At 56.1% G+C, this 21043-nt stretch carries 12 protein-coding genes; 10 read left to right on the top strand and 2 right to left on the bottom strand.

All coding sequences use genetic code 11. The features are described from left to right. Positions 1–106: 106 nt before the first annotated feature. The 6 genes from RSSM_RS19710 (at position 107) to RSSM_RS19685 (ending at position 13097) form a co-directional block, all read left to right on the top strand. Positions 107–2395 carry a beta-galactosidase gene (locus RSSM_RS19710; RefSeq protein ID WP_085980013.1) on the top strand — a complete coding sequence of 763 codons (2289 nt, stop codon included), beginning with the start codon at positions 107–109 and terminating at the stop codon, positions 2393–2395. Positions 2396–2581: 186 nt separating this feature from the next. Next, a complete protein-coding gene (locus RSSM_RS19705; protein ID WP_008682716.1) occupies positions 2582–4186 on the top strand; it encodes a sulfatase family protein in 1605 nt (534 codons plus the stop codon). A 280-nt stretch (positions 4187–4466) separates the two neighbouring features. Beyond that, complete coding sequence (locus RSSM_RS19700) at positions 4467–7685, top strand: sulfatase-like hydrolase/transferase (RefSeq protein ID WP_044303083.1); 3219 nt, start codon at positions 4467–4469, stop codon at positions 7683–7685. Between the two features lie 424 nt (positions 7686–8109). Next, on the top strand, positions 8110–10374 hold the full coding sequence (locus RSSM_RS19695) for an FAD-dependent oxidoreductase (protein WP_044303082.1): 2265 nt from the start codon (positions 8110–8112) through the stop codon (positions 10372–10374). A gap of 303 nt (positions 10375–10677) precedes the next feature. Further along, positions 10678–11652 carry an AAA family ATPase gene (locus RSSM_RS19690; RefSeq protein WP_008682706.1) on the top strand — a complete coding sequence of 325 codons (975 nt, stop codon included), beginning with the start codon at positions 10678–10680 and terminating at the stop codon, positions 11650–11652. 11 nt (positions 11653–11663) lie between these two features. After that, complete coding sequence (locus tag RSSM_RS19685) at positions 11664–13097, top strand: DUF58 domain-containing protein (protein ID WP_008682702.1); 1434 nt, start codon at positions 11664–11666, stop codon at positions 13095–13097. A gap of 6 nt (positions 13098–13103) precedes the next feature. On the opposite strand, the gene RSSM_RS19680 is transcribed toward RSSM_RS19685, so the two are convergent. Next, positions 13104–14294, bottom strand: a complete 1191-nt coding sequence (locus tag RSSM_RS19680) for a hypothetical protein (RefSeq protein ID WP_008682700.1) — start codon at positions 14292–14294, stop codon at positions 13104–13106. Between the two features lie 416 nt (positions 14295–14710). Between RSSM_RS19680 and RSSM_RS19675 the strand changes: the two genes are divergently transcribed. The 4 genes from RSSM_RS19675 to RSSM_RS19655 all read left to right on the top strand — a co-directional run bounded on the left by RSSM_RS19675 (position 14711) and on the right by RSSM_RS19655 (position 20450). Further along, entirely contained in the window at positions 14711–15220 is a 510-nt protein-coding gene (locus RSSM_RS19675) for a hemerythrin domain-containing protein (RefSeq protein ID WP_008682698.1), read from the top strand. 178 nt (positions 15221–15398) lie between these two features. Beyond that, positions 15399–17210: a peptidylprolyl isomerase gene (locus RSSM_RS19670; RefSeq protein WP_044303080.1), complete on the top strand. Its 1812-nt coding sequence runs from the start codon at positions 15399–15401 to the stop codon at positions 17208–17210. A gap of 468 nt (positions 17211–17678) precedes the next feature. Next, complete coding sequence (locus RSSM_RS19660) at positions 17679–19193, top strand: MFS transporter (RefSeq protein ID WP_008682689.1); 1515 nt, start codon at positions 17679–17681, stop codon at positions 19191–19193. 36 nt (positions 19194–19229) lie between these two features. Then, the gene (locus tag RSSM_RS19655) at positions 19230–20450 is read left to right on the top strand and encodes an ABC transporter permease (RefSeq protein ID WP_044303079.1); all 1221 of its coding nucleotides are present in this window, start codon (positions 19230–19232) and stop codon (positions 20448–20450) included. Between the two features lie 17 nt (positions 20451–20467). Here the strand turns inward: RSSM_RS19655 and RSSM_RS35205 are convergent. Beyond that, positions 20468–21043: helix-turn-helix domain-containing protein (locus RSSM_RS35205; protein WP_044303077.1), on the bottom strand; the 576-nt coding region annotated here is incomplete at its 5' end.

Below are 21043 nucleotides of genomic sequence, written 5' to 3'. Positions count from 1 at the left end.
GTGCAATCGCCCTGGTGTGGGCGGGAGTCAGACGCGGTCGAATCACGCGGGGATGGGCCGGATTTGCGGCGTGATGTGGATCTGCATCGTGACGTCGTTTTGTGCGATGACTAGCACCGTTTGGGGGCAGCCTGAGGCGGAATGGACGAGCCTTAAACGGAGTGTGCAGCAGCGGTTGGGCAAACTCGAATCGTTGATGCAGGATGCCGAAACGCGAGGGATCTGCACTGACTACGCATCAGTGTCGCGGCATGTCATCGCGACGTATCTGGTGGCGGCGCAACACGACCGCGACCACGTCGAAGAGGTTCGAGAAATCTTTCAGCAAGTCTGGTGGATCAAGAAGACCGACCCGAAAGAAGCCGACGTGTTGCCTTGGAATGAACTGCGGGCTTGCATCGACGTTGCGGATCATGCGATTGCGGAATTGGAAACGCAATTGAGCGGAAAGATCACGCTGGCTTCTCCCCCTGATTTTTCAAAGGGGACAGTCACGCTTGATTCGGCTTACTACCGCCTCGATGGAAAACCGGTGTTTCCACACTCGTTAGTGTGGTTGCCCGCCGATCCCGATTACATGCACGCATTGGGACACATTGGTGGTATTTTCTACCAATTGACCAATTTGCGTAGCGACGAATCTGTCGCGGTTCGGACGCTCGAGGGACTGGCAAAACGAACGGAAACCGACGTTTCACAGAATGCTGCCCCGCTGGTGCATTTACTCGGCCACGCGCCTGCGAAATGGATGACTCAAACGCATCCTGAGATATCGCAGGGAAAGCGAAACTTTACGAAGTATGACATCGACAATCCGCTGGTCCGGGATTGGTTGAACCGCCTTTGCGAGGCGGTGCTTCCGGTGGTTGCTCAGGCGGCGGGCGGCCAACCTCAGGTGCATCTGTTGGCAAATGAGCCGCACTTTGCGACGAAGAAACGGGGGTGGTTGGCTGCGAATGGCGTCTCCGAAATCACGATGCAGAAATACCGCCAATGGCTGGCTGCGAAGTATTCCAACGTCGATACTCTCAATCGATCCCATGGGAAATCGTACGCGGCATTTTCCGAGGTAACGATTGAGATGCCGATCGACCCCACGCTGCGTGGGACCGCGGTTTGGTATGACTGGTGCCGATTTAATATGGATCGCGTCAACGATTGGTTTGCGTTTTTGAAGGAAACGACGCAGCGTCATGATCCCGAACGGTCGCCGGTGTCGATCAAAACGCTCGGACACACTTTGTGCAGTTCTGACCGTGACGGGGGTATGGACATTGAGTTCCTCACGCGACTTCAGGACATCCCCGGTTCGGACCTTCGCGTCGTTCCTCAGGGAGCGACGTTTTACGGGAAGAACGAAGACGGCCGGGATACCGAGACGGGGTGGGCGTCTCGCTACGCGTACCTTTGGGTGGATCAATCGATGGTTTTGGATTTCACAAAATCGCTTTGTCCGAACCGTCCGTTTTACGATTCCGAGTGGCACGGCTTCGGGACGGTCAGTTGGCGACATTATCGTTTAAACCGTCAGTATGTTCGTTCCGCGATGTGGTTGGCGTTCTCGCACGGCATGGGGTTGATCAACCCGTGGCTGTGGGGACGAAAGATGGATGGCAGTTTGAGTGATAAGGCCGATCATATCGGCGAGCTCGCGACACAACCGATCGCTGTCGATGCGTACGGACGTGTGATGAAGGAACTCAACGCGCACGCGGAGGATGTGGTTGCCGCTGTGCCGTCTCGCCGGGATATCTTGATCTTCTACTGCGAAGATTCAGCGATCCAAGATGCTCAATACATGGAGCACGTTACGGAGATCTATGAAGCATTGAAGTTGACCAACAGGAAGATCGGCTTTGTAACCGTGACTGACCTAGATAGCGTTGCGGAGGCATCGCGGGTGATCGTGATTCCACCGACCGTTTTTATCTCGGACGATTCATTTGCGATTCTTAAGAAGCTACGAAACGGCGGTGCCCACATGGTGGTTTTCGAGGGCGAGCGTTGTTTCCGGAAGAATGAACTCGGGGCGCAGCGCAGCGACGTTGGCGAGCTCACCGTTGACGCCGATATGCGAGTCGCACCGGTTCTCGAAATGACGGAGGAGTTCGAACGGACGCTGCCTCCCGCGGCGGCGATGCCGTTGGAGATCACGGTTACCAACGAGCGTGGCGAGAAAGCGTACGGAGTCTTCGTGTCGCAATCGGTTCATCCACAGACAGGAGTTGTATCGATCGTTTTAAACAACGTCGGCAACAGTCTTCGGCGTGTGCGGCTACGTCCGGTTGCAAACAAGTCGGGCATGATGATCGATATGATCGAGAAACGGAGAGTCGGCGGTACGATCGAGATGAAGCCGTGCGACGTTCGTCTTCTCAAAGCGAAATTGCAATAAACACTGCTGCCTTTGAGTACGCGACGGAAACGGCGCAGTCAATAGATTGTCGGTGGGTTCGCGTGTGCGATGCGACCGATCGATCTTCACGGTGATTCGGCGGCATGAAAACGCCGTACGCAGCGGCTATGATGCGGACGCTTTGTGTTCGTTCCGATTCGTTTTGAACTCGCGCGGTGATGCCCCATGTCTCAAATGTTCTCTGTTGTCGCCCGTGTTTCCTTCTCTTCGGCGTTGTCGAAGATCGTTTTGCTCGTTGTGGTCGCCGTCGCGGCGAGTGTTAACGCGGCCTCGCCGAATGTGATCGTGATCTACGGAGATGACATCGGTTATGGCGACTTCGGTTGTTACGGAGGCGTCGGGGTAGATACGGCGAACATCGATGCGTTGGCTGCGAGCGGGGTGCGTTTTACGTCGGCCTATTGCACCGCGGCAACATGCACTCCTTCGCGGTATTCGTTGTTGACGGGCGAGTATGCGTTTCGCAATCAAGGTGCGTTGATTCTGCCCGGGAATGCACCACTGATCATCTCGACGCAGCGGCCGACGGTCGCGTCGTTTTTGCGGGACAGTGGTTATGCGACAGCTCTGGTTGGGAAGTGGCACTTGGGGCTCGGATCGGCAGATCGTCCACTCGATTGGAACGGCGTGATAGCGCCGGGGCCGAAAGAGGTTGGTTTCGATTACTCGTTCAATATGGCCGCGACCGCCGACAGGGTTCCCTCGGTGTATATCGAAAACGGACGCGTCGTCGGGCTCGACCCGTCGGATCCGATCGAAGTCAATTATCAGCAGATGGTGGGGGACGAACCGACGGGGATCACGCATCCGGAGTTGCTGAAGGTTCAAGCGGACGAGCAACATTCCTGCACGATCGTCAACGGGGTGAGCCGGATCGGATACATGACGGGCGGACAGGCGGCGCGGTTCCGCGATGAAGACATGGCTGATACGTATCTACGTAAGGCGATAACGTTTGTCGAGAAACACGTCGAGCAAAAAAAGGACCAGCCGTTTTTCCTTTACTACGCGCCCAACGAGAACCACGTTCCTCGTGTGATTCATCCACGGTTCGCTGGTTCGTCTGGCATCGGACCACGTGGTGACGCGTTGGCTGTGTTTGATTGGTGTGTCGGTCGGTTGATCGAAGAACTCAAGCGAGTTGGGGTTTATGAAAATACTCTCATCGTCGTCACATCGGATAATGGGCCGGTGTTGTTTGATGGTTATTGGGACGGTGCGATTTCACGGCAGGGTGAGCACCGTGCGGCGGGCCCGTTTCGTGGTGGCAAATACAGCCGGTGGGAGGGCGGAACTCGAGTCCCGATGATTGTTTCGTGGCCAGAAAGATCGAAACCACAGGTGTCCGACGCGATCATTAGCCAGGTTGATCTGTTTGCGTCGCTAGCCTCACTCGTCGGGAAGCCGATGCCTGAAAATGCGGGAGCTGATGGTGTCGATGTTTTGTCAGCGTTGCTCGGTGAATCGGATTGGGGCCGAGAGTTTGTCGTTCAGGAGGCATTGACTCAACTCGCCGTGCGAAAAGGTGACTGGAAATACATTCCACCGGGCAGCATCACGGAACGCGGAGGCGTCGGAATTTGGAGGGAAACCAGTGTTGACGAGCCAGGCATGCTCTTCCATTTGGCCGAGGATCCCGGCGAGCAGAACAACGTGGCTGAGCAGTATCCCGGCAAGCTCGAAGAGTTGCGGGAGATAATTTTTGACATTGCTCCTGGGAAAATGACCGATAGCGGGAATCTAGATAAGAAGAAGCAGTTAGGTTTCTGAGCGTATGCCGCCGGGCAAGCGCGCCGAAAGGTCCGCCTGGACTTGGGTATCGAGCCGTGCTGAACAGAGTTGCACCTGTTTGGTGGCGCTGATCGGCTGTGTTGTCACATTGCCGTTTTCGTTGGAAGGAAACGGTGTTGGCCGGCGTGAGTGAAGGTCTCAGTGGCGGCAAACCGATGGGTTCGGCTGGGTCGTGCGATTCCGAAATGCTGCATTCTGAATGAACAATCTCCCCACGAGTTCTGATAGAGGAGGCACCTCCGTGACCGAAACACACCCCATGCGTCGATACGCCGGTATCGGCATTTTGCTTTTGAGTTGTTGGTTGTCTGAGGGGCCGCTTCAGGCGAAAACCATCAATGTGGCTGATCACGGCATTGTGCCCGGCAAAGACGTGACCTATGCGGTGAACCGATTGATCGAATCGGTGAAAAACGAGCCCGAGATCACTCTCGTTTTCCCCGCAGGGACGTACGACTTTCATCCTGAGAATGCGAAGGAGATGTACCGGGCGGTTGCCAATCACGACAACGGGCTGAAGCGTTTCGGGTTTCCTCTTTTCGATTGTCAGAACATCACGATCGACGGGGGCGGTTCGACGTTCTTGTTTCATGGCCGGATGGTGCCGGTGACTATCGAACGCAGCAAAAACGTTACCCTTCGAGACTTTACGATCGACTGGGTTCGTTCTTTTCACGCAGAGATGACCGTCGTCGAAAGCGATTCGGATGCGAAGAGTTTCGTCGTCGAAACCGATCGGGAAAAATATCCTTACACCGTTGCCGGTGGTGAGATTCTGTTTCATCGCTACGGGCAGGACGACCCGATCGGATCGAACATGCTGTTCGATCCGGCAACCCGTTCACCGATTTTTGAAACCAAGCAGTATTCGGTCAACGGGAGGCGTGCCAAGGTCACGTCGGTGGGCGATAACCGATTCCGCATCGAGAACGCGGTGAAACGTGTGCCTCCGGTCGGCAGCGTTTTGGTAGCGTACGGGGTTCACCCGACCAGTCGGCTTTGCCAGGCGATTCACGTGACCAACTCATCCGATGTCAGTATTGAAGATGTGATGATCCACGATGCCGGTGGAATGGGGCTGATCGTTGAACGGACCAACAACATCACGCTCGACGAACTGGTGGTGACGTCCAATGGTGATCGCATCGTTTCGACGCGAGCCGACGCGACTCACTTCATTGGTTGTCGAGGAACGATCGAGATCAAAAACTGTTTGTTCGAGCACATGCTCGATGACGGAGTGAACGTTCATGGGGCGTATGTCAAAGTCGAGGAATACCTCGGCGAACGAAAGTTTCTCTGCGAGATCAGCCATTTCCAACAGTGGGGACTCACCTTTGCAGAACCCGGTGACCGGGTAGCTCTGTTGTCACGCAAGAACATCCTGCCATTTAGCGAAACAACGGTGGAAGATGTTGAGGTGCTCAACGAGCATCGATTTGTCATGACGCTCGCAAAAGTGCCCGACACGCTGCCGGAAGGGCCGTTGTCGGTTGAGAACCTGACGTGGTATCCCGACCTCGTGATGAGGGACAACATCATTCGAGAGAATCGAGCGAGAAGCGTTCTGGTCACGACCAAGGGCAAGGTGCTGATCGAAAATAACTATTTCTCGTCGCAGATGCACGGCATTCTCATCGAAGGGGACAACAACAAGTGGTACGAATCGGGAGCCGTTGAGGATGTGACGATTCGAAACAATGTCTTTGAGAACATCGGTTACGAAGCGACTGAACGTTATCCGTTGGTTGCGTCGCCGTTGTACACCCCGGATCAGCATTGGGGTGACGGTTACTATCATCGAAATGTCAGGTTCACTGGAAATACGTTGAAGAGTTTCAACGGTTTGATCGCGAATGCTCGTTCGGTCCAAGGGCTCGAAATTTCCAACAACAAGATCCTTTTCAGCGAAGACTATCCGGCGGTGGATGTTGGCGAAGCGGTCGTGTTGGAATATTGCAATGATGTCGCGATCCACGACAACTGGGTGAGCGGGTTCCAACACGAACTAAGAGTGAAGGCATCCGCCGATACCACCGATTTGCACATCGACAACAACGTCGGTTTGGTTCGGGGGGGCGATGAGAAAAACCGCCTTGCGACGACCGACGTCGGGGGAAAGGCGTCTGGTGCCTCCAAAGCCGTCGATGCAGAAAAAGGCAAAAGGATTGACCGGTCCGGCAAATCGCCGAATTTTGTTTTGCTCTTTGTAGACGATTTGGGGTGGGGCGATTTGGGGTATCGCAACGCCAAGTTTGTAACGCCCAACATTGATCATTTGGCCTCGGAGAGTCTCGATTTTGAACGTGCCTATATCGCTAGCCCGACGTGCAGCCCGAGTCGGGCGACGTTGTTGACGGGCAAGCACCCTGCTCGACTTCGGATCGTGCGTCATATTCCGAACGTGCCGAAATACGGCTTTGACAAGTTCGGTCGCACCGACGACGAATTCAATTTTTGGGACTCTGATCCGGCGAAGTTTCCCTGTCGCAATTGGTTGCCGCTGCAGCATACGACGTATGCCGAGGCGTTGAAGAAACTCGGATACTACAACCAATTCATTGGCAAATGGCACCTGGGGCATGAGCCATATCATCCGATTGAGCAAGGTTTCGATGCACAGTACGGCACGAGCAATGCGGGGCACCCGCGATCGTATTTGCCGCCGTACTTTAAGAACTCGGATGTGTTGGCGAATGTGGAAGACGGCTATCTAACAGATACTCTCACCGAGAAGGCCGTTGACTTCATCGAGACCTATGAAAGAAACCAGCCGTTCATGCTGTCGATGTGGTACTACAACGTGCACCGTCCGCCGGTTGGGCGGGCAGATTTGGTCGCCGCGTTTGAGGAAAAAGGGTACACGAAAGAAGATGCTGTCTATGCGGCTCAGGTGCAAGCTGTCGATGAGTCGGTTGGGCAGATTCGTGAAGCGTTAGCAGACGCCGATTTAGACGAGAACACGGTCGTTCTGTTTTTGTCGGACCAGGGCGGATGGGATCAGAACCTACCTCTGCGAGGCAGCAAACGTGTCGACACGCTATGTGAGGGTGGGGCGCGCGTTCCGCTGTTGGTTCATTGGCCGGGCGTCGCGACGTCGGGGCGGAATCGCAGTTTGGTGCAGTCGACCGATTTGTTTCCAACGGTGGTTGAAATGGCGGGGGGACAAACTGAGGACTATCCCGATCTCGATGGCGTTTCGTTGGTTTCGACGATTCGAGACAACAGTGTTCTCCATCGTGGCGGACCGCTCGTGGGCTATCGCGCTTACGAAGATCTGTACGCGTCGGTGCGAGAGGGCGATTGGAAGTTGCTCGCCTATCGCAGTGGAAAAGTGAGTCTCTACAACATCGAGAAAGACGAAGCAGAGCAAAACGATATCGCTCTGTCGCATCCGGAAATTGTCAGTTCGCTCACCCGCCAACTCGTCTCGTGGGAGAAAGAGATGGGCGTGGAAGAGTATTCGGGCGTGCAGTGAATCTGTCGGACTCAGCTTCAGATGTCGAATGTGAACGAGTGCGCTGGCCGGCGTGAGTGAAGATCTCGGTGGCGATCCGGTCGTCGTTTAGTGAACATCGCAGGCCGGAGGAAGCGAGCCGTTGGTTCGCGGTCGCAATCGCCGAGCAAATTGGATCGGTTCTTGCAAACCGGCCTGTCGCAATCACTAAGGTTTTTATCGCGTTTGAGACTAGGTTTGCTGTGTCTGCCCACATAGCATGGAGTTCTTCGTCAAAGCACTCATCCGAAAACTCATCCGCCGATCGACGTTAGCCGCGGACTGCATGAGACAACCCGGGGGCAACTCCTGCGGGCTCATCGGCTTATGGAGGTTTCGGATCGGTTTTCTGTTTATCGTTGTTACCCTTTGCTTCGTTTGTTCCGTACTGAGATCCCCACGACAAATGCCAATCAGACAAATTGCAATTGCGTTGCTGTTCCTCGTTTCAACCGTTTCTGTGTCCGCCGATCAGGTGCTCGTGGAAGCGGAGAGTTTTGAAAGCCATGGCGGTTGGAAGCTCGACACACAGTTCATTGACACGATGGGGTCGCCCTATCTGTTGGCGCACGGTTTGGGAAAACCGGTAGAGGACGCGTCGACAACGGTGACGTTCCCGTCAACGGGCGAGTACCGTGTTTATGTTCGCACCAAGGATTGGGTAGCGCGTTGGAATGCACCCGGTCAACCGGGACGGTTTCAGTTGCTCGTCGATGGCAAACCACTCAAGGAAACATTTGGGACTCAGGGTGCGGAGTGGTTTTGGCAGGATGGCGGCACGGTCAAAATCGATCATTTGCAGGCCACGCTTCGTTTGAAAGACCTGACCGGTTTCGACGGGCGGTGTGACGCGATCTTGTTTACGAAGTCCGGGGAAACGCCACCGAATGAGTCGGCGATTCTGCCTCAATGGCGACGGGAATTGCTGGGGCTGAAGGAAGAGCCTACTGAGAAGGATGGCTATCACCTTGTTGTCATCGGCGGTGGTTACGCCGGGTTGGGCGCCGCGATCTCCGGTGCACGGATGGGGTGCAAAGTCGCCCTGGTCCAAAACCGGCCTGTGCTCGGTGGAAACGGTTCGAGTGAAATCCGCGTGTGGGCGATGGGAAATATTCGTCGGGGGAAGTATCCGCGTATCGGCGAGATCATTGAAGAGATCGCGGACCGTGCCACGAAGTCGCCAGGGACGTATGAGGAGTTCGAGGACGCGAAGAAGGAAGCGATCGTTCGTGCGGAAGATAACATCGACTTGTTCTTGAACCATCACGCCTTCAAGGTGGAAAAAGAGGGGGCGTTGATCGAAGCGGTTCACGCGTTTGATACCCGAACGAGCGAGGTGAAACGTTTCACGGGACGGTTCTTCGTTGACTGTACCGGGCACGGAACGATCGGACATCTCGCCGATGCGGAGTTGGATATGACTCCCAAGGGACGGATGGGGATGAGCAACATGTGGGCGTGGGACGAAGGGAATGCCCCGGTGTCTTTCCCTGAAACGCCCTGGGCGTTGGATCTGGACATGGATGATTTTCCTTACCCGCGAGAGCATCATGGCCAGTGGTTTTGGGAGGGTGGGTTTGACAAAGACCCCATCGACGGTGCCGAGGCGATTCGCGACTGGAATTTGCGCGCCGTGTTTGGTGCGTTCAATGCGATGAAGAACGGTGACGGTGCCGACCAGCATCAAACTGCGTTTTTGACTTGGATCGCGTATGTCGGTGGACCGAGAGAATCGCGACGGTTGATGGGCGACGTTGTTCTGACGAAAGAAGACGTTATCGAAAAACGTGATTTCAAGGATGGCTGTGTTCCGACGACTTGGTCGATCGACTTGCACTATCCGAAGGAGCAGTACGCGAAGAAGTACCCCGACAATCCGTTCATTTCCAAAGCGGTACACGACCGCCGGATCGATCGCAACTATGGATACCCGGTCCCCTATCGTTGCTTCTATTCACGAAACATCGACAACCTGTTCATGGCGGGACGTAACGTTAGCGTCACACACGAAGCGTTGGGGACGACACGCGTGATGAAAACGTGCGGCATGATGGGAGAGGTTGTCGGTCGTGCGGCGAGTCTTTGCGTGTTGCATGATTGTCTGCCACGTAGCGTCTACGAACGTTACTGGGATGAGATGCATGAGTTGCTCTTGTTGCCCGGAAAGGCTAGGCGAAAGACCGTTGATGCAGAAATCAAAATTCCGGATGACGCGATGTCGAAGGCTACCGACCAGGGGCTCGCTCAGGGAATCGATCCGAAATCGTTGCATGGAATTGTGATCGACGACACGGAAACGAAGAAGTCATGGAAGTGGCGACCGAGCATCAGTTTGGAAGGCTTCGTCGGAACGAATTACCTCTACAGCCATGGATACGATGACGCGAGTATTGCGTATCAAGCGACGGCGCCGAGCGACGGGCTCTTTGAGGTCCGAATCTCCTACCGACCCCACGCCAACTGTGGAACGATGGTCCCGGTGACGGTCGCGGTGGGTGAGGATAGCAAGACGGTCACGGTCAATATGCAGGAGCCACCTTCGGACGGCATTTTCCATTCGGTCGGTCGGTTTGAGATGCAGAAGGGAGCGTCCGTTTCCGTGACCCTGGCAACGGAGGGGGCCGGTGGCGACGTTCACGCGGACGCAGTGCAAATTGTCGCTGTGCCGTAGCATCGGACGGGCGATTGCCGCGTCGATTGGACTCGATTGCGAGATCCCGGATGGGCGTGGCGGCGATATTTTGAGGTGTATGTTGTGCCGACCGCCTGCGAGAACGCGCCGCGGCGGTGGCGAACAGGTATGATTTGATACGACTCGTTCCGTATTCATTTCTGCTGAGTGACATCGTTGAATTCATCTGCCCCTGAACCAGGACCTCCGTCGCCGCAGGCTGCACGCAGCGGTCGCAAACCAGGTTCCGCCGGCACGAAAGCGACCTCGGCTCGCGCGTCAGCGAGTGGGGAAGCGACTGCCATGGCGGGACAATCGGCCGCCGCGATGGAGGTCAGCCAAGTTGCCGAGTTGGCAAAACGAGTGATCGGCAATGTGGAGTTAGCGATTGTTGGCAAGCGGAAGCAATTAATTCTCTCTCTCGTTGCGTGGCTCAGCGGTGGGCATATCTTGCTCGAGGACGTTCCTGGCGTGGCCAAGACCATGTTGGCTCGGGCGTTGGCCCGGAGTCTCGGGTGTCAGTTCAAACGGGTTCAGTGCACGCCTGACTTATTACCGTCGGACGTGACGGGCACGTCCATTTTCAACCAGAAAGAGTCCGAGTTTGAGTTTCGCGCCGGTCCGGTCTTCACGCAGATTTTGTTGGCTGATGAGATCAACCGTGCAACCCCGCGAACGCAGGCGTCGTTGCTCGAGGCGATGGCGGAAGGACGTGTGACGGTCGACGGGAAGACGTATTCGCTCAAGCCGCCGTTTCTAGTGATCGCGACTCAGAACCCGGTGGACCATGAAGGGACCTTTCCGCTGCCGGAGGCACAGTTGGATCGGTTCTTGATGAAGTTTTCGTTGGGCTATCCGAGCGTCGAAGAAGAACTGCGGATGCTCGAGATGCTGCAGCGGACGCATCCGGTCGACACGCTCGAGGCGGTCGCGACGGCGGATCAGTTGGTTGCGGCGCAGGCAGCGATTCGAGAAGTGCATGTCGATCCGCGGGTACAGCACTATCTATTGCAAGTCGTTCATCAAACGCGGCACAGCGAGCATCTCGCATTGGGTGGGAGTCCACGGGCGACGATCGCGTTGTATCGTTGTTCGCAGGCGATGGCCGCGATTCGTGGCAGGAGCTTTGTGTTGCCCGACGATGTCAAGAAAGTCATTCCTGCGGTAATGAACCATCGTTTGATTCTGCGTCCTGAAAGCCGATTGCGAAAACTGACGACCGAGAAGATTCTCGATGAGATTCTCGGTGAGATTGCCGTTCCCACCATTCACTCGTAACGTCGCCTGCCGTGAATCGATTGAGCGAACAGATCGAGGCGACTTCTCCTGATGAATCATCAGATTGGTTCACGGTGGTGGCTGCGTGCAGTGCGGTTTTGATCCTCGGCATGATCGCCGGTGCGGGGTTGTGGATGATCGCTGCGGTCACGGTTGCCGCGATCGTGGGGGCCGGAGCATTTGTGTCGACGCAGTGGTCGGTGAATGTGGTGGCTCGGCGAGAGGATTTGCCTGAGGAGGGACGCGATCTCGAGGTGTTGATCGGGTCGCGTGTTCCGATCAGTGTCGCGGTGACGAACAATGGCCGGTTGCCGGTTGCCTGGGTATTGGCGGAGGACTTGCTGCCGCGTGCGGCGGGTGGCGAAAGCAAGCAGCACGACGACGCAGTGTCTCGCACCCGCATGCCGGCACTCAGTGTTGACGGAGCCCGACTCGCCGTGATGACGCTGTGGCCGGGGCAGACAAAACACCTTCGTTATGTTGTTCATTGTCGGCGTCGGGGCTATTTCCAAGTTGGACCCACGGTGCTCGAGACAGGCGATCCGGTGGGGATGTTTCGTCGTTACCGATTAGGCACACCGCCAATGTTCATCACGGTGCTGCCGCGAATCGAACTCGTTTCGACCTATGAGATCGGCTCGCGAAGGCCGATCGGGGAGATACGCATTCGGGCCAACGTGATGCCGGATCCGACGCGGTTGCGAGGTATTCGGCAATGGCAAACCGGTGATCCGATGCGGAGTGTGCACTGGGCGGCGACGGCGCGAACCGGAACGTTGCACACGAAGATTTACGAGCCCTCATCGGTAATCGGTGCAACGATCATCGTCGACATGCACGTGTCGACGAACCCCGACCATAACGAGCCTATTCGTACCGACCTGAGCATTGTCGCCGCGGTATCCATTGCGGCCGCGCTGCACGACGCGGGGGAACCGTTCGGGTTGGCAACCAACGGTCGTGATGCTGCGGACCGTGTTCGGACAGAAGGTTTTCTAGGGGATCACCGCATCGGGGATCACTTCGAAGTGCGTGATGCGGCGGGACAAGCCGCCGCTATGTTGGCCGATAATGATCGATTGCAACCGGTGATGATCGATGTCGACCGCGGTCCAATGCATTTGAAAGAGATGACTCGCACGTTGGCGAGATTGGAACGGACCGATGGTCTCACGCTGCCCGAGTTTCTTATCGAAACCGAATCTCGGTTGTCGAGTGAGACCACGCTGCTCATCATCCTGCAGCAGGCTCCCGAGGAAACCGTTGCTGCGTTGGTCAATTTATCGAGGAGAGGTTGGGCGATCGCGGTCGTGATCAACACGCTCGGTATTGATGACTACACGAGGCTCGCCGCTCCGCTATTGGCGGAGAATATCCATGTCGCGCATCTGTCCGATCAAGACAGCATTCGCGAAGTCTGTCAGGCTCAGGTGGCCCGGGGATGATGCCCGCTATCGCCGGATCGCGGCGCCGTAGAGGCTGCGTTTGGAAACCTTGGGAACGGCGATGGGCGTGGGTTGGATGTCGAACGGGAATCGCTCGGCGACGCACTTTACCGGAACACCCTGGGTGGTTTTTTGCTTGACGTGTTCGGCCAACTCCGGGTCGAGGTTGAATGCACGGTATTCGTTCATGACGCGGAGGATTTCCGGTGAATACTCAAACCCACCGTTGGGCAATTCACGTCCGAGTGAATCGAAGCTGCCGATGGTTACGACCGACTTGGTTCGGTCATGGAACTGATAGGCTTCGACACCGTCTTTGCGAAGCAGAGCGACCATGTTGTTTGCGTCTTCACCGCATCGTTCGAGTCGCTCGCCGTTGGGGATGAAGGCTTGTTCCTTCTTGCCATCGACGATCGTGTTAAACCCGGAGAAGGTGCGAACCACGACGGTGTATTTGCCTTCGCACGTCAGGAGGTTGTACGGTTTGTCTTCGTTCAGGCTGCGAACAAACGAGTCGACTTGCGGAGCACGGAAGTAATCGTCCGGTAACATCGGGTTTCGGGTCAAGAATGCGTTGCCCATTGCACCGAGCTTTTTGTCGCCGAACTTTTTGGTGAGTTGATGGTGGAGTGCTTTCACTGCCGTGACTGGATTGCGGTAGTCCGTTTCCGCGGCCATTTCTTTTTCGTCACCGAAGACGGCGCAGTTGGCAGTCTTGACGCGTTGAAGGTCCGATTCAATTTGCGGATGCTGCGAAGAGTCGTATTCGCCGACCAGCACCGCGTGGGCATCGTAGCGGATTTCGTTCTTGTATCTCATTCGCCGGTTTGGCGTCTTGCCTCCCGAAGTCCGGATGGGCGAGCCTGGGTTGACGTTGCCGGAGAAGTCAAAGTCTTCTTCGTAAACAAAAGCCGGCAGTTGCAGGTCGCGACGAATTTCCAACACGAGTCGTTCGGCGCGCTCCTTGGAGCCTTCACCGACAAACGTATGGGCGAGGATCATCCACGGCCCGTCCTCTTCGCTGAGGTTGTATGATTTAGACGCGTCCGATTCGACGGATTTGTTGCCACGTTTGAACATCCGCAACAACGAGGGGCCGTCTGCGGTCGCGTTGGGGATTGCGGGCATCATCGTCGCGATCACCATAGCCGCGATCCAGTGGTTCATCAGAAACCGGTTCGTGTGCGTCTTGGGCATGGAAGGTCATTTCCTGATTTCGGTGGTCTGTTGATCACTCGTCGCGTCGATAGAAAGGAGACGACGGTGTTTCATTTTGGCTCGTGAAGGCTCGGGCACGTTCTGGTCACTAGCAACTTTCACGCTCGCGTGTAAAGAGTGACTCGCATGCAAAGACAGAAGGAATGCTCGAGAATCATCGTGATTCGCAGTCGTTTGAATCCTGTCCGGGGGCGAGTTTGTTTCCAGCCAAGCCCCGTTTTATTTGTGGGCTAAACCCGGGTTGATTTGGGGCCAAACCCAGCACGCGTGGTTGTTGCAATCCGATGCACCGGGTAATTCTGCGGTCACTGCGGAGGGGCATGGTTGGTTCACCGGGGCGTGCTGTTTGGGTTACAATGAGAGCAGCTTCTTTCACTCCAAGGTAGGAAAATCTGATGTCGACACCTCCTGAAACTTCGCGACGTTTGACTGTCAACGCCGCCTTTCTAAAGGACATCAAGGAAGACAACCGCGACCTAAAGATTTTGATGGACCGGTTGCGTGTTTTGACTCAGCCATTGGAAGCGGCAGCAAATCACTGGCCCGAATTGATCGGACTGTTCGAAGATCTTCGCGATCAGTTGGCACTGCATTTCGGCCTTGAGGAAGCGTACGGATATTTCGACGAGGCGATCGGGCCTGATGTCGAATTATCGGTGACGGCGGACTTTTTGCGGTCGCAGCATGCGGTGTTGTTCGAGGAGGCTCGGCACCTCGCCGAAGCGGCCGCGGCGGCGTGCACCGGTGACACTCCGATCGAAGGAACGACGCCGGAAGTGACGACCGCTCAGGAGAAAATCTTGCGGCGTTTCGAAGGCTTTGTGACGCAGTTCAACGAACACGAGGAAGCCGAATTGAAGCTGATTCTCGACGCCCTCGAGGAGGATCTCGGCGTCGGCGATTGAGCCGTAAATTCGACTTGAGCCAAAATGCGAATTTTTCTAAGGTTCGTTGCAAGTTGCCGCTCTTGCGTCACGTTGGGTCAATGAGGTCCCACCGCGATTGATCGCAAACGGCTCGATCTTTCGAACCGCACGGATAAAGGAGTGTCCGCACATGTCGAACCCGTCACCTTTTGGCTCAATCACGCAATCGGATAGATTTTCCCTCGAATCCGCTCACTCGCCCCTGCGTTCGCGAGTGCGGCAATCGCTCGTTCTTGTTGCGGCGGTCGCGGCAATTTCGATCGGTTTCCTTCAAATGCGGGTGAACGCGGCCGAATCTTCGGTGGTCGCGGTTGTTAACGCGGACCCGATCAGTCGCGACGCGTTGGGCAAAGCCGCCTTGCAACGTTACGGCTCGGACGTGTTGGACAATCTGATCAACCGCCACCTGATTCTGCAGGAATGCAAACGCCGAGGCATCACGGTGACGTCCGAAGAAGTTCGCGGCGAGATCATTCGTGTTGCGAAGAAGTTCGGTTTGGCGGTCGACGCGTATTTGCAACTGTTGCAAGAGGAACGCAACATCACCCCTGACCAGTACAGCAACGAAATTATTTGGCCGATGCTCGCTCTCCGGCGACTCGTCGCTGATCGGGTCGAAGTGAGCCAAGAAGAATTCAACCGAGCTTTCTTGTCGCAGTTCGGCGAAGCGGTGAAGTGCCGGATGATCATGATCGGCGATCAAACCAAAGCGAACCAAGTTCACGCCCAAGCGATGGCGGACCCGAAGAGTTTTGTTCGGTTGGCGAAAGAACACAGTGAAGACGAGACCAGTGCGAGTGTCGGTGGATTGATCCCGCCGATCCGACGTTACATGGGTGACTCACGTCTGGAGGAAACTGCGTTTTCATTGGCGGATGGAGACGTTTCACCCGTGATCCAAATTGGTGATCAGTGGATTTTCTTGCAAGCCGTTCGTCGGATGCCGGCGAGCCATCCGAGCCCGCAAGCCCTGCCCGCGATTAACGAACAGATCAAAGACCGGATCCGTGATGAAAAGATGAAAGATGCCGCGGCGGAGTTGTTCACTCAACTGCAAAAGCAAGCCAACGTGGTCACGATCCTTGGGAATGCCGAAGCCGAGAAGTCGCATCCCGGCGTTGCCGCGGTGATCAACGGACAACAGATTTCAATAGGTACGGTGGCCGCTGAGTGCATCAAACGCCACGGCGAGGCGGTCCTCGAAGGCGAGATTAATCGCAAGCTTCTGCACCAAGCACTCCGGCAAGCCAATAAGACTGTCACGCAAGCCGACATCGATGCGGAGATTGCTCGTGCCGCGATAAGCTATGGGTACGTGCGAAGCAATGGCCAAGCCGACACGGACGCGTGGATGGAAGCCGTCCTTTCACAAGGCGACGTTTCCAGAGAACTTTACATTGAGGATTCGGTCTGGCCGAGCGTTGCGTTGAAGTTGCTCGTCGAAGACGGAATCACGGTCAGCCAAAAAGACCTCGAGCAAGGATTTGCATCTGCCTTTGGTCCACGTGCCGAAGTGCTCGCGGTTGTCTTGTCAGACCAACGTACCGCACAGAAGGTTTGGGAGTTGGCTCGCGATAACCCGACCGACGCCTTCTTTGGTCAGCTCGCGGAGCAGTACAGCATTGAGCCGACGTCATCGAGCAACTTCGGCAAGGTTCCTCCGATTCGCCAATTTGGCGGACAGGCGTCGATCGAGAAGGAAGCTTTCTCGATGAAGCCGGGCGAACTGAGTGGTATCATTGCCACCGGTGACAAGTACATCATCTTGCGTTGCCAAGGGTTCACCGAACCGGTTGTTGACGACATGTCCGTCGTGCGTGACGAGTTGGAACGTGACCTTCGTGAGAAGAAACTCAACATCGCGATGGGATTGAAGTTCGACCAGCTTAAAGAGACTGCGGAGATCGATAACTTCTTCACCGTCGCCAACTCAGCCGCTCGTGTCGCGACCCGTCCGGCAGCACGCTGAGTCGTTTCGGAAACAAAATCTACAATCGATTCTTTCGGCCTTTGCGTTCAGCGCAAAGGCCGTTTTTTATTGGGAGAGGATCCTTGTGCGGCGTCGCCAATGGTAGCCGCGTTCGGTGCGAGATTTGGGCGTTGCGACGCCTGCTACTTTGCCGGCTCTGCAGCGACTATACTGCCGTTGTTGCCTCGGTAGGAACGTGCAGGGCACCGCTGTTGTGTTGTGAATCAGACTGGCCTTTCGCTCATTTGATGCCACGTGCGTCGACCGACAACCGTCGAGATCGTCAGGCCGTCAACGCGCAATGTCTTTTGAAAAGCGAGAGTCTTTTGAAAGGCGAGATTTGCAAACACCAGTTGCCGCGTGTTCACCGGGTCGCTTGCCGATGAGTGAGTTTCCACAGCCGAGTCCGTCGGTTTTCGCGAGCTCATCACCCCACCCTCCTTCATCCCTCTTGGTTCTATAGAAGTTATGGAAAATAGAAAAAAACTGCTTGTTGCCGGTATTCTCACTCTGATTGCCGCCGGGATTGGCTTCGCAGTCCGTGGTGGGTTGTTGGAGATATGGTCGGCGCAATACGGGTTTACCATGACGGAACTCGGCCAGATCACGGGTGGCGGATTGGTCGGGTTTGGCGCGGTGATTTTGTTCGCCGGCTTCTTGATCGACACGATCGGTTACAAGCGATTGATGTTGATAGCGTTGGTATGTCACATCGTTTCGGCGGCGATGCTGTTCGCGGCGACACCGGTCTTTAACGCCAGCGGGAAAGAGGCCGTTTACGCGTTGCTCTATTGGTCGATGTTTATCTTTGCGATCGGAAACGGGATCTGCGAAGGCGTCATCAACCCGTTGACCGCGGATTTGTTTCCCGAGGCCAAGACGCATTACCTTAATATTCTGCACTCGGGATGGCCGGCCGGTTTGGTGATTGGGGGGCTGATCGTGTTCGCCAAGGGCGTGGTTGCCTGGGAAATCTTGATGGCAACGTTCCTCGTGCCGGTTGCGATCTACGGATTCATTATTGCGTTCGAGACGTTTCCCAAGACAGCGGCGGAACAAGGTGCGACGTCTTATAGCGGGATGATTCAAAAGTTGATCGGCCCGTTCTTCTTGATCCTGTTGGTCGCCCACGCATGCGTCGGTTATGTCGAACTCGGTACCGATTCGTGGATCAACAAAATTACCGCGAGTATTCTCAGCAGTGCAACGCTCGGTACCGCATTGTTCATTTACACATCGTTGTTGATGACCGTGCTGCGTTTCTTCGCTGGGCCAATTGTTCACCGCATCTCGTCGCTCGGTTTGTTGTTGGCCAGTGCGTTGATCGGCGCACTCGGTTTGTACCTGATCAGTACGGGAACCAATGTTTTCTTCATGTTCTTTGCGGCAACGGTTTACGCGGTCGGCAAGACCTTCCTGTGGCCAACCATGCTCGGTGTTCTCGGTGAGCGTTACCCGCAAAGTGCCACGATCGGCATGGCGATTATGGGATGTGTCGGCATGTTGTCGGCCGGTGCACTGGGGGGACCAGGGATCGGTTACAAGCAGGATTATTTCGCGTCGAACCAGTTGCAGAACGTCGCTCCGGAAACGTTCTCGCGTGTGAAAGCACCGAACGAAAACCAGTTCCTCTTCTTCCCGCCGATCACCGGTATCGACGGTTCGGCGGCGGCGATGCTCGGCGACAACGGTGCGGCAATTGAAAGCGAACGCGAAATCGCGGGTGAAGATTGGTCGACCGACAAGTTCGAAGAGCCTCGCAAACAGTACGAGTGGTGGCAGGCGAACAAGGAATTTGCCGATGTCGACGCGGAACCGGTATCCGAAGCAACCCTCTACGGAAGTCGGATGGCTCTTCGCGTAACCGCATTAGTGCCGTTGACGATGGCGGTCTTGTATCTCATTCTGCTCACGGCGTTTAAAAAGCCGGAGCACATCGACGAAGAGGTCGTGGAAGAAACCGAAGCGATCGGGGCGGTGTAGCGGCAACCGTTTTCCCTCTTATTGCAGCGAGCGATTTTGACTTTCCTCGGATTTGTCCTGAAGAGTTTATCGAGACGTCCTTTCCGGACGTTTCTCACGCTCGCTGCTCTCGCCACCGCGATCGGTTCCGTCATGGCTCTGGTCGGGGTGGCCGATGGTTTCGCCGATTCGTTTCGTGGAGTCTACGAGTCCCACCAAGTCGACCTGGTCGTCTCGCGGCAAGGTTCGGCGGATCGGCTGAGCAGTTCGCTCGCTGATGACTTTCCCCAACGCATTGAGCGTGTCGATGGGGTCGGCGAGGCCGCCGGGGTACTGTTGGAAACGCTCTCGATCGAAGACCAACAGATCTACGGCATTCCCGCGATGGGGCTGCGAACGGACGGTTGGCTGTTCGCCGATTATGGTCTTTCCGAGCCAGCGGATTCTGGCCTCGGCGTCAACTCAAGCGAAGTCAGTGCAAGCGAAGTCAGTGCAGGCGACGCGAATGCAACCGGCACCGGTTCAACAGGCAGTGGCGAAGAACCGCCGGTCGAGATGATCTATCTCGGTCAGAACCTCGCGGATCGGATGCAGGCGAAGGTCGGTGACGAAGTGATGTTGTTCGATGAGCCGTTTCGTGTGGGAGGAACGTTTCAGAGCGGAAGCATCTGGGAGAACGGATCGATGATCCTGCCTCTTACGGCACTCCAGCGATTGACCGGTCGGGAAGGTCAGTTGACCTATATCAACGTTTTGCTGGACGAGTCGGTGCAGCGAGACGAGGTCGATCAGGTCGTGACGCGTTTGGAGGCGATCGACCCTAAGTTGCTCGCCCTCGCGACGGAAGAGTTTGTGGAAACAGATCGCCGGATGCAGATGGCTGGTTCGATGGCGTGGATGACATCGGCGATCGCGTTGTTGGTCGGCGCGATCGGGACGCTCAACACGATGATGACCAGTGTGCTCGAACGGACCGGAGAGATTGGGGTTTTGCGAGCGATCGGTTGGCCAACCCGACGAGTCGCGATGATCGTGATCCTGGAGTCCGTGATCCTCGCGTTGATCGCGACCGTGATTGGTGGAGTGGGGGCTGCGATCCTGTTGTCGGTGCTGTCATCCACCGATTCGGCTGCGGGAGTGCTGCAGCCTTCGATCGCCATGTCCGTTTGGATACGCGGGGCCGTGATCGGGTTGGGGATTGGTGTGGTCGGGGCATTGCTGCCCGCCTACCGCGCGACCCGGTTGCACCCGACGGAAGCGTTAAGGCACCAAGGCTGACGATCGTCCGGGACGGCTCACTGGTTCAGTGAAGCCTCGGACGACGATTGCGACGGCATCGAGTTCTCGTTATGAGCGGTGCTTTCGGTTGGCGAGTTGCTCTCAGTTGCTGAGCTGTTCTCAGTTGTCGATTCCGCGTCGGTATTCTTTTGTGCTTCCGCTTGCGCGTTGGCTTCAAAGCGTTCGAGCAAACGATAAAGTTTGCGGCGGTGTATACCGAGCCGACGGGCGGTGCGTGCTTTGTTGCCGTTTTCTTGGGCGAGGACATCCATCACGTGAGCGCGTGCGATGTCGTCAAGTTTGACGTTCGCCGGTTCGTTGGTGGCGACGGAATGCGAGGCACTGCGATGGCCGTTTCCCAAATGAGCGGGATAGGTTGCCGTGGTTGCCGGCGATCTTGCGGGTGGCTTCGGGAGTGAGCCGTCAAATCCGGTCACAATTTCTTCGGGGAGATCGTCGAGCGTGATCTCGTTGCTGTCGGCGAGGATGGTTGCTCGTTGCAAAACATTGATCAACTGGCGCACGTTGCCCGGCCATTGATATTGGATCATCGCGTGGTGAGCGGCTTCGTCGATATGCCACGGCGGCTTGAG

Source organism: Aporhodopirellula sallentina SM41, from assembly GCF_000346505.1.
GTDB classification, from domain to species: domain Bacteria; phylum Planctomycetota; class Planctomycetia; order Pirellulales; family Pirellulaceae; genus Rhodopirellula; species Rhodopirellula sallentina.
This window is presented reverse-complemented; position numbering and strand designations above follow the sequence as displayed.

Coding starts and splice junctions, on each gene's coding strand:
- RSSM_RS19705 (WP_008682716.1), top strand. CDS start 2,582: ATGTCTCAAATGTTCTCTGTTGTCGCCCGTGTTTCCTTCTCTTCGGCG.
- RSSM_RS19690 (WP_008682706.1), top strand. CDS start 10,678: ATGGCGGGACAATCGGCCGCCGCGATGGAGGTCAGCCAAGTTGCCGAG.
- RSSM_RS19660 (WP_008682689.1), top strand. CDS start 17,679: ATGGAAAATAGAAAAAAACTGCTTGTTGCCGGTATTCTCACTCTGATT.
- RSSM_RS19710 (WP_085980013.1), top strand. CDS start 107: ATGACTAGCACCGTTTGGGGGCAGCCTGAGGCGGAATGGACGAGCCTT.
- RSSM_RS19695 (WP_044303082.1), top strand. CDS start 8,110: ATGCCAATCAGACAAATTGCAATTGCGTTGCTGTTCCTCGTTTCAACC.
- RSSM_RS19675 (WP_008682698.1), top strand. CDS start 14,711: ATGTCGACACCTCCTGAAACTTCGCGACGTTTGACTGTCAACGCCGCC.
- RSSM_RS19680 (WP_008682700.1), bottom strand. CDS start 14,294: ATGCCCAAGACGCACACGAACCGGTTTCTGATGAACCACTGGATCGCG.
- RSSM_RS19700 (WP_044303083.1), top strand. CDS start 4,467: ATGCGTCGATACGCCGGTATCGGCATTTTGCTTTTGAGTTGTTGGTTG.